Annotated in this window: 10 protein-coding genes; 3 read left to right on the top strand and 7 right to left on the bottom strand. The window is 64.8% G+C overall.

What is annotated here, in order from left to right:
- Positions 1–33 precede the first annotated feature (33 nt).
- Genes QRO93_RS03225 through QRO93_RS03210 form a run of 4 tightly spaced genes read right to left on the bottom strand, consistent with a single transcriptional unit; the run spans position 34 to position 5,152 of the window.
- Positions 34–1,044, bottom strand: a complete 1,011-nt coding sequence (locus QRO93_RS03225; protein WP_180881040.1) for a fimbrial protein — start codon at positions 1,042–1,044, stop codon at positions 34–36.
- Between the two features lie 40 nt (positions 1,045–1,084).
- On the bottom strand, positions 1,085–2,077 hold the full coding sequence (locus tag QRO93_RS03220) for a fimbrial protein (protein WP_180881042.1): 993 nt from the start codon (positions 2,075–2,077) through the stop codon (positions 1,085–1,087).
- A gap of 16 nt (positions 2,078–2,093) precedes the next feature.
- Complete coding sequence (locus QRO93_RS03215; protein ID WP_180881044.1) at positions 2,094–2,600, bottom strand: fimbrial protein; 507 nt, start codon at positions 2,598–2,600, stop codon at positions 2,094–2,096.
- Positions 2,597–5,152 (bottom strand): fimbria/pilus outer membrane usher protein, encoded by a 2,556-nt coding sequence (locus tag QRO93_RS03210; RefSeq protein ID WP_258011056.1) that lies wholly within the window; start codon positions 5,150–5,152, stop codon positions 2,597–2,599. The genes QRO93_RS03215 and QRO93_RS03210 overlap by 4 nt, the downstream gene beginning before the upstream one ends.
- Positions 5,153–5,449: 297 nt before the next feature.
- Between QRO93_RS03210 and QRO93_RS03205 the strand changes: the two genes are divergently transcribed.
- From QRO93_RS03205 to QRO93_RS03195, 3 genes are read left to right on the top strand one after another with little or no spacing between them, the layout of a single operon-like run.
- A complete protein-coding gene (locus tag QRO93_RS03205) occupies positions 5,450–5,959 on the top strand; it encodes a fimbrial protein (RefSeq protein WP_180881046.1) in 510 nt (169 codons plus the stop codon).
- Positions 5,960–6,012: 53 nt separating this feature from the next.
- Positions 6,013–6,726 (top strand): molecular chaperone, encoded by a 714-nt coding sequence (locus QRO93_RS03200; RefSeq protein WP_180881048.1) that lies wholly within the window; start codon positions 6,013–6,015, stop codon positions 6,724–6,726.
- Positions 6,727–6,744: 18 nt separating this feature from the next.
- Positions 6,745–7,257 carry a DUF805 domain-containing protein gene (locus QRO93_RS03195; protein ID WP_258011057.1) on the top strand — a complete coding sequence of 171 codons (513 nt, stop codon included), beginning with the start codon at positions 6,745–6,747 and terminating at the stop codon, positions 7,255–7,257.
- Positions 7,258–7,546: 289 nt separating this feature from the next.
- On the opposite strand, the gene thiL is transcribed toward QRO93_RS03195, so the two are convergent.
- From thiL to ribH, 3 genes are all read right to left on the bottom strand, one after another.
- Positions 7,547–8,509, bottom strand: coding sequence for a thiamine-phosphate kinase (gene thiL, locus QRO93_RS03190; RefSeq protein ID WP_180881050.1), 963 nt, complete (start codon positions 8,507–8,509; stop codon positions 7,547–7,549).
- Positions 8,510–8,634: 125 nt separating this feature from the next.
- The gene (nusB, locus tag QRO93_RS03185) at positions 8,635–9,114 is read right to left on the bottom strand and encodes a transcription antitermination factor NusB (protein WP_008266434.1); all 480 of its coding nucleotides are present in this window, start codon (positions 9,112–9,114) and stop codon (positions 8,635–8,637) included.
- Positions 9,111–9,578: a 6,7-dimethyl-8-ribityllumazine synthase gene (gene ribH / locus QRO93_RS03180; protein WP_053448784.1), complete on the bottom strand. Its 468-nt coding sequence runs from the start codon at positions 9,576–9,578 to the stop codon at positions 9,111–9,113. The genes nusB and ribH overlap by 4 nt, the downstream gene beginning before the upstream one ends.
- Positions 9,579–9,708: the final 130 nt, after the last annotated feature.

The raw sequence follows: 9,708 nt of genomic DNA, 5'->3' as shown, positions 1-9,708 counted from the left end.
AGTCGAGCAAGCTCGACTCTACAAAAGCGGGCCTCAGCGGTATGTAGCGGTGATCACCGCCTGCCCTTCCACCACACCGCCGTGCAACGTGCCCGTCTCGCGGTAGTAGCGCGCAGCCAGGGTGATGTTCTGCTTTCCGTTCTGGGTGAGCGGAATCGTCCAGGGCCGGCCCAGCACTACCGGTGCGCCCCCAAGCAGCAGCTCCACACGAACAGCACCGGCGGTGCTGTTCGCGGTGGGCGCAAGACGGCTGCCGGTGTTGCCCGGCAAGTTGGCATCGGTAAGCACCATTTCCACCGGGAAGGCGCCGTTGCAGTCCATCACCACGTCGAAGGTGCGTTCACCTGCGAAGCGACCGCTGGCCGGAAGATCGGCCACCCCCACATCCACCAGCGTGACCGGCGTGTCAGACAATGTGCAGGTCGGCACTTTCAGGTTGGCGGTCACGGTGAACGTATCGCTTTTAACCCACTGCGGGTACAACGGTGAAACACGGCTGATCGGGCCGAGTAGCGTGGAAGGAACGGGCTGCATGATGCCGCCACGAGAGATGGCAGCAACCTGCACGATCGATCCACGGCCGGAAGAATCGAAGCCCTTTGAGGGGAAATGAACGGTCCCGCGTATGTCCAGCGGGACATAGTCATCTCTGATGCTTCCCGACCCTGTCCATACCTGATGCCGGAAGATCAGCAGTGGAGATCGTGGGTACGCAATCAACCCGAAAGCTGGATAGCTCTGACCGTCCAGGCTGACATTGCGGACAAACTGCAGCCCGGGGAGCGATGAGGTGACATCCATCGGAACAACCGCCATGGACGTGCAACCAGTCAGAAACTGCGCATTGGCGCCGCTTCCGCTCTGCCAGTTGGCCACCATTTTGTCCTGTTCCGCATCGTCCCAAGCCTCAATGACGAGGTTAACCGGCGTGCCTGTGTTGTGCTGCCCGGTGCAGGCAACCGCAGATGCCGAAGCCAAAAGACCCAGAGCAATCCACACGCAATGATTGCGCAGGGGGCGGCGCCGGTAATGGGCCTTCTTCAAATGAATTTCCAACGCAATGCCTCGTTCGGAACTGAAGTTGCTATCGGTAGGTGGCGGTGATCACCGCCTGCCCTTCCACATCGCCAATCTTCAGTGCACCCGGCACACGGGTGTAGCGCGCCTGCAGATCGATGTTCTGTTCACCGTTGCCCGATGTGCCGTGGTCCCATTGCTGGCCGAGGTTCACCGGTACGCCGTTGCGCAGCAGTTCTACTTGCACGCCCTCCGCTGTCGCATGCGCAGTCGGCTTCAGCAGACTGCCGGTGGCGGTGGGATCATTCGCATCGGTCAGCGTCAGCTTCACCGGAATGCCGGCCGCTTCGCACTGCATCTTCACCGGGAAGGTCTGCTCACGGCTGCTGTCACCCACCGCACGCACTACGTCAGCACTGATTTCGGTGAGCGTGAACGCCGCATCGCTGAGGGTGCAGGTGGGTTGCTGGATGTTCACTGTCACATACACCACGTGCCGGTTGGAGTAGGTGAACTGGGTGTGCTGCGCCACTTCGGTGCCGAGCTGGGTCAGCGGTACTGGCTGCATGCCTGCACGCGCCACCACACCCAGGTGCGGGTAGGAAAACAGTTGATTCCCGGTGGCCGAATAGGAGGTCACCGGCGTTCCCACCCCTTCCTTGGCGGGAATGCGCTCGAAACCACCATCAACGCCGGGATTGGAGGTTTTAATGTTCATCGGGAAGAAGAACAGAGGCGAAGTCGCGCTCAGCTCATACGTGACATAGGTCTTGCCTTGATAGTCGATGGTCGATACGGCCTTCAGGCCGATTCCTTCCAGCGACACTTCCAACTGATGCGCTCGCGGCGTGCCACAGCCATTCATCCAGGTGGCCGGGCCGGAGAGCATGGTGATGCTGCCCGGCGCATCGGTCGAATTAAGATTGGCGGTCAGATAAACCGTGTTGGTGCCCGACGATGTACAGGCCATGACATGGGCGCTTGCCAGTGACAGCAGCACCGCAACGACGACGCGCAGGCGGGTGCGGGCACTGGAACGAAGAAGTTCGGGCTGTTTCACGGTGGCACTCCTCCGACTACTTGTAATCAGCGGTAACGGTGATCTGGGTGCTGACTGCGCCTGCGACCAGCGGCGTGCCTGCCTTTCGGTAATAGCCGCTGCGCATATCCAGCTTGGCCGTGGCCGCACCATTGACGGGGATGGTTTTCTTGGCGGCCTTCTTCAGGAACGCAGTGCCGGTAGTGCCATCCAGCAGCGCTACGGCCACACCGGTCGCCGCGCCGGTGGATGCGCCGTTCTTCCAGTGCCCATCCTGTGCGGCATCATCCGTACCGTCGAAGCTCAGCTCGATGCTGCCCACGCCCACGCAGCCGGTGAAGTTCAGCACGGCCGGTTTCAGCCCGTTGTCATGCCCGGCCTTCAGATCGGTGGCGTCGATATCAGCCAGCGCCACGGGCACATTGGCCATGGTGCAGGTGCCCGGCAACACCTTGCCGGTAACGGTGATGTTGGCCGAATCAGCATGGGCCAGTGGGGCGGCGCCGAACAAGAGTGCGGCAAACAGCGCGTGCGAGGTTTTCATTGGGAAGCTCCGGTAGTTGAAGAGGAAACATCTTCGGCCAGCCCTTCCCGGGCTGGCGCCAGACAGCGCGCCTGGGCCCAGTACTGCCCGTGCGCATCCGGGGTGTCAGGCATGGCGTAACGCAGGCGGCAGGCGATGCCGTCTTCGGTCTGCACGTGCACCAAACCGGTGTTTTCCAGCCCACGCAGGGCCACCACACCGCCCTGCCCGACCTGGCCCAGCACACGCCCATCGGGATGGGCAATCTGCGCGCCGTAGGGCAGTGGCTGGCCGTCGGCATCGCTGGCGTCGATCAGCCACAGGCGATCGTTGCGGGTCTGGAAGCTGACCTTGACGATGCTGCCGGCGCTGGGCGCCACGCGCTGCGAGCTGGCCTGCACTTCCACGTCCAGCGGCAGTGCGGCGGTGTCCAGCTGTACCTGGTTCCAGCGGTACGGGCTGGTGTAAGGCAGCACGGCGTAGCCATTGCCGGCCACGGTAACGGTGCGACCACTGCCCACCTTCGCACCCTGCGCGCCCTGCGCTTCCACCAGCGCGAAGCTCTCGCCCAGCGATGGGCCGAAGTTGATGCCACCCCGATGCAGTACCACGCTGCCGGTGGCCCCGGCATTGAAGCTGCTGCTGCCGTTGGCGTGGCTGTAACCGGCGCTGAGATCGGCCTGGCTGCCCTGGTAGCTGGCGTAGGCGTTGTAGCCGCTGCTGCCTTGGCCGCGGTTGCCCGACAGGCTGTAGGACAGCGCGCGGTCTTCGCCCAGGTTGCCGTTGACACCCAGCTGCTGCTGGCTGCCCAGGCGGCTGTCGCTGTAGGTGGCGGTGGCACGCGGCGCGTTGCCACTGCGGCCCAGCGGCACGCTCAGCATGAATGACAGGCGCGTATCGGGTGCGCCGTTGGCCATGCGGTAGCGCGTGGCAGACAGCGTGTAGTTGGCGCTGCGGTAGCTGCTGTGGAACCCCAGCTGCAGATCGTTCTGCTTGCCGGGGCGGTTCCAGTAGGCCACGTGGCCGCCGCTGACATACAGCTGGCTGCGCTGGCCAACGCGCTGCGAGAAGTTCACCTGGAAGCGCTGGCGGGTGCGCATGACGAATGCATCGGCGGCCTGCGGGCGGTCGAACGACAGCTGCGAGACATCGGTGAGGGTGAGGAAGCCCTCGGTGCTGTAGCGGTACGCGGCCAGGCCCAGGTTGGTGCCGGTACGCGCCACGCTGCGCTGGTAGTTCAGGCGATAGCTGCGGCCGCTCTGCGCGGGCAGGCCAGGCACGTTGGCACGGGCGTGGGTGATATCGGCACCGATGGCGCCGAACGGTGTGTTGAACGCCGCGCCGGCCAGGCCGGCCTGGTAGTGCTCGGCTACCTGCACGCCGCCCAGCAGGGTCATGCGGTTGCTGACGCCGCGCGCGTAGGTGCCTTCGGTGAAACGCAGGGTGTTCTGCGCCAGGCCGGTATTGCGCAGCTCGCCCGCGGTCACGCTGAACCGCTGGCTGCCTTCGCGCAGTGCCTGCGGCACGGCAGAGAACGCCACGGTGAAGCGCTCTTCGCGGCCATCGGCTTCGGTGACGGCTACTTCCAGATCGCCACTGCCGGCGTTGGGATAAAGATCGTCGATGGCGAACGGACCGGGCGCCACCGTGGTTTCGTACAGCACCGCGCCGTTCTGGCGGATGGTGACGCGAGCGTTGCTCTGTGCCACGCCACGCACCACCGGCGCATAGCCACGCAGTGAATCGGGCAGCATGCGTTCGTCGGTGCTGATGCGCACACCGGTGAAACCGACGCTGTCGAACAGTTCGCCACCGGTGTTGGCCTGCCCCAAGGTGAGCTGGCTGTTCCAGCGCGGCAGATCGCGCTGCAGCGTGCTGTTGAGTGTGGTGAAGTGTGTGCCCTGCGGGCTGTGGCTGAGCGAGCTGCGGTGGCGCAGCCGCCATGCCCCCAGGTTGAGGCCGGTGGTGATGCCCGCGTAGGTGTTCTGCTGGCCCTGGTTGCGGTAGTGGTTGACGCTGTAGCCGAGGAAAGCGGCGGTGATGCCGTGGTCGCGCAGCTCCGGCGCAACGAAGCCGCGCGCCTGGCGCTGCAGCGCGACCTGCGGCAGCGAGATGTCCAACCGCAGCTGGCTGTCGTCGTAGCGCACGCGTGCGCCTTCAATCACGGCCTCTACGTCGACGCAATCTGGGGTTTCTGACGCTTCCACAGCCTGGCGCGTTGCATCGCTGAGGCCCAATGCCAGCAGTAGGCTTGCCGGCACACAGGGTTGCGCAACATGCGGTGTATCTGATGCCACCAGGTCGATGTCATCGCGGCGGATGAACTCGCCGTTGAGATGGATATCAACGTTGTATCGCCCCGGCTCCACCGGGTTGCCCATGCTGAAACGCGCCAGGTCTTCGCCGACGAAGCCACTGGCAAAGCCTTCGCTGAATTCCACTTCGCCGCCGGGGCGCGCGTTTGCCGGCAGCGCGGCCGCAAACACCAGCGTGGTGCTGATGGCTACGGCCAGTGCGGTGTGGCGCAGGGAACACTGCGTGGCGCTTTGAGGGGGAGAGGAAGTCAGGCGCATGGCGTCGACGCGGCCGCAATGCAGCCCCGGTAGTAATGGGAGGCGTGCAGACTAGGGCGCGACCCTGCTGGCGAACATGCAACTAGTTGCAGTTTTCGCGGCATGGGGGCGTTTGCAACAAGTTGTATGGCCTGCGGCGGACATCAGGCCGAACATGCGCCGGGCAGAGAAACGGGCGTGCCCCGTCCTTCACCGGCAAGGGATCTGCCGACGGACACCATGCCCCCTGCCCCGGCCACCTTTCGCACAGATGACGGGTGGCGTTCCCGATTCCATTACTTGTTGAAGAGCACACCCATGAAGAACCTGAAGACCCCGATGGCGCTGGCCATCCTGCTGGCCGCTGCGCCGGCCGTGAACGCTGCTGATCTGACCATCAGCGGTGAGATTGTTGAAACCACCTGCACCGCCACCATCAACGGTGGCGTGGCCGTGACGATGGGCAAGATGGATCTTGAAGACCTGAAGGGCAACGAGCGTATCGGCCGCCGTGACCTGGATGTGGCGGTGGCCTGCCCGGGTGCCACCGGTTCGCACGACGTGGCGGTGAAGTTCAGCGGCCCGGCAACCGCCGACGGCGCGCTGGAGCTGACGGCCGGTGGCGCAGCAGGCGTGGCGTACAAGATCTTTGACACCACTGATACCCAGCTGAAGATCAACGCTGCTCCGACCCAGTTCGTCAACGTCACCGATACCGCACCGAACACCGTCAAGCACAGCGTCTGGTACACCAAGACCGGCGCTGCTGCCGACGTGGTGGCTGGCGTGGCCAACGCCACTGCGCAGATGGACATCATCTACAAGTAAGCGCACACCGCCCGGCGGCGTGCTGCCGGGCGGTCCTTACCGAGGAAACTTCCATGAACCTTCGCGCATGCGCGGCAGTACTGGCATTGGCCGGTGCTTCCGCAGTACTTCCGGCCTCTGCTGCAGTAACGCTGCAGGGCACGCGGGTGATCTACGACGGCAGCAACGGCGCGGTGACGGTGAACGCCAACAATCGTGGCGACAACGTGGCCCTCGCCCAGGTGTGGCTGGACGATGGCGATGCCAGCGCCAAGGCGGGCAGCCAGAAACTTCCGTTCGTGCTGACCCCTACCACCCGCCGCATCGATGCCGGGCATGCGCAGGCGTTCCGGCTGACCTATGCACCGATGGCCGGTGCGGCGCTGCCGGCAGACCGCGAATCGCTGCTGTACTTCAACCTGCTGGATATTCCGCCCAAGCCCGAGAATGTGGAAGGCAGGAACCTGCTGCAGTTTGCGGTGCGCACGCGGGTGAAGCTGTTCTACCGGCCCGCCGGCCTGCCGGGCCATGCGCGCGATGCGGCAGCGGCGCTGGAATGGCGCGTTGAAGGTGGCGCGTTGCAGCTGCACAACCCGAGCGCGTACCACGTGACACTGGCGAATCTGGTACTGCCCAATGGCAGGACCATCGAGCTGGACACGGTGCCGCCGGGTGAGCGCATCAGTTTGGCCATACCGGCGGGTGCAACGGTACCGACCACTCTGAAATTCCAGTGGCTGGATGACTACGGAACATCGCGCGATGCCGAGGCGAAGATCGCCCGTTGAAGATGTGGAGCCGAGCCCATGCTCGGCTTTTTTCTTTGCGCCAAGCAGCCGAGCGTGGGCTCGGCTCTACAGAAATTCGCGTTGCGATTGCAACAAGTTGCATGGAGTACCGTCCCGCCAGCAGCGATAGTGCGCGCTTCCTTTTCTGAGAGAGTGCCGATGCACAAGATGATGACTCCGCTGACCCGCTATGCGCAGTTCAGCGGTCGTGCCAGCCGCAGTGAGTTCTGGTGGTTCCAGTTGTTCACTTGGATCCTGATGACTCCAGCCTACGTGCTGACCGTCGCGGCCGCGATCACTGAGTCATCTACACTTTCGTTACTGGGCGCGAGCCTGATGCTGATGTTTGGGCTATTTCTGCTCGTGCCGATGCTCGCGGTAACGGTGCGCCGTCTGCATGACACCGAACGCACGGGCTGGTGGTACCTGTTGGTGCTCGTGCCGTTCGGAAGCATTGCCTTATTGGTGTTCCTGGTTCTGCCAGGCACCGCGAGCGATAACCGTTTCGGCGCGCCGGTTCCGCACGTGTAATTCCCACGCTTTGGTAGGTGTCGACCTGGGTCGACACGGTGTTGGTACGGACGCCGGACACATTCGTGCCAACCAAGGTTGGCACCTACCAGAGCAGTTCCGGCACGCCCCGCATGGGTGGGTGTCGACCTTGGTCGACACGGTGTTGGTACGAACGCCTGACACATTCGTGCCAACCAAGTCCATGGCTTTGGTAGGTGTCGACCTTGGTCGACACGGTGTTGGTTCGAACGCGTGACACCTTCGTGCCAACCAAGGTTGGCACCCACCAGAGCAGGTATTGCTGCTTCTACGCGAAGTGCTGGTAACCGCCGCTGGCGGCTTCGCCGTCCACGTGTACGCCCTGCCCTTCGGCAATGCGGCCGATGCGGGTAAGCGGCAGGTCCAGCGTCTGCGACAGGTACATCAGTGCATCGCGCTGATCGGCGGCGGCAGTGAAGCACAGTTCGTAGTCGTCGCCGCCGCGCAGTGCGCACTCACGCGCCTGTTCGCGACCCAGCAGTTCGCGCAGCTCCGGCGAGATCGGCAGCATGTCGGCATCCACATGCACGGCCACGCCACTGCGTGCGGCGATATGGCCGGCGTCGGCCAGCAGGCCGTCCGATACATCCACGGCCGCATGCGCGAAGGCGCGCAGACGCAGGCCCAGTGTTACCCGCGGCGTGGGCCGCAGCAGGCGCAGGCGCAGGTGTTCGTAGTCGGCCAGCAACGTGGCGGCCGCAACGTTCAATGCGCCCTGCTGCCAGAGCTTCAGTGCGCCGGCGGCATCGCCCAGGGTGCCACTCACCCAGAGGTCGTCGCCCACCTGCGCGCGATCACGACGCAGCGCCTGGCCTCGGCCCACCTGCCCCATTGCAGTCACCGACAGCGACAGCGGGCCGCGCGTGGTGTCACCCCCGATCAGCGCGATGTCGTGCTGGTCGGCCAGCGCGAAGAAGCCATCGGCAAAGGCTTCGATCCAGTCTTCGGAGGTTTCCGGCAGCGACAGCGCCAGCGTGCACCAGGCCGGGCGTGCGCCCATCGAGGCCAGGTCGGACAGATTGACCGCCAGGGTCTTCCAGCCGATGTCGAACGCCGGGGTTTCCACCGGGAAGTGCACGCCGCTGTTGAGCGTGTCGGCGGTAACCACCAGCTGTTCATTGGCGCGCGGCTGCAGCAGCGCGGCGTCGTCACCGATGCCGAGCAGGATGTCGTCGCGCTCCAGGGTGCGGGCGCGGATGCGGTCGATGAGGGCGAATTCGGCCAGGGACATGGGGCGGTCTGCTGTTATGTAGAGCCGAGCCATGCTCGGCTGCAGTTCGATCACGCGCCGCAATGCCGGACGCAACCGTGCGCTGCACGGTGAGCCGAGCATGGCTCGGCTCTACAGAAACCGGGTCAGTGACCCGATTCGACCTTGCGCCATTCCACGGCGGCACGATCCAGCACGCCGTTGACGTAAGTGTGGCCATGCTCGGAACCGAAGCGCTTGGCCGATTCGATGGCTTCGTTGATCACCACGCGGTACGGCACGTCCAGGCGGTAGCGCAGCTCGTAGCCGGCCAGGCGCAGCACGGCGCGTTCGATGGCGTCCACTTCTTCGATGCCACGGTCCAGGTACGGGCCGAGCGCTTCGTCGATGTCGCGGCGGTTGTCCAGCACGCCATGCACCAGCGCTTCGAAATAGGCCAGATCGGCGATTTCGCGGGCCTGCTCGTGGGCGAACTGGGCGATCAGCGATTGTGCGTTGCCGCCGGAAATCTGCCAGGCATACAGCGCCTGCACGGCACGACGGCGCGCGCGCGAGCGCAGCACCGGATCGACGCCATCGCGGCGGACGGGTTTACCGGAGGGCTTGCCCTGGGTGTTCTTGTTCATGGCAGTTGCTCCAGCAGGTTGACCATTTCCAATGCGGCGAGTGCGACTTCCTCGCCCTTGTTGCCGTGGCTGCCGCCTGCGCGGGCCTCGGCGTCTTCAACGCGTTCCACCGCCAGCACGCCGTTCAGCACCGGCACGCCGAAATCCAGCTGCACGCGCATCAGACCTTCGGCGCAGCGATCGGCCACGTGTTCGTAGTGGCGGGTATCGCCACGGATGACGCAGCCCAGAGTGAGGATGGCGGCGTGTTCATGCGCGGCGGCCAGGCGTGCGGCCACCAGCGGCAGTTCCCAGGCACCCGGCACGCGGATCACGTCGATGTTGGCTTCGCTGACGCCGTTGCCGGCCAGGCTCAGGCGGGCGCCCGCGACCAGCGCGTCGGTGATGCGGGCATTCCAGCGGCTGGCCAGGATGGCGAAGCGCGCCGACTCGGGAGTGCGAAGATCGCCTTCGTAGTGGCTCATATGCGGCTTGGGGGACTCGATAAGGGGGTGATTCTACCGTGGATGGGCCCCGGCCGTGGCTGGCGGGGGCCCACAGGGTGTGCCGACCAACGGTCGGCACCCACCGGTAGTGGGGGGGGGGGGGGGGGGG

The sequence above is a fragment of the Stenotrophomonas maltophilia group sp. Smal17 genome (genome assembly GCF_030237045.1).
Classification (GTDB): Bacteria; Pseudomonadota; Gammaproteobacteria; order Xanthomonadales; family Xanthomonadaceae; genus Stenotrophomonas; species Stenotrophomonas forensis.
Note: the sequence above shows the minus strand (reverse complement) of the source record. Positions and strands in the feature narration are given on the sequence as shown.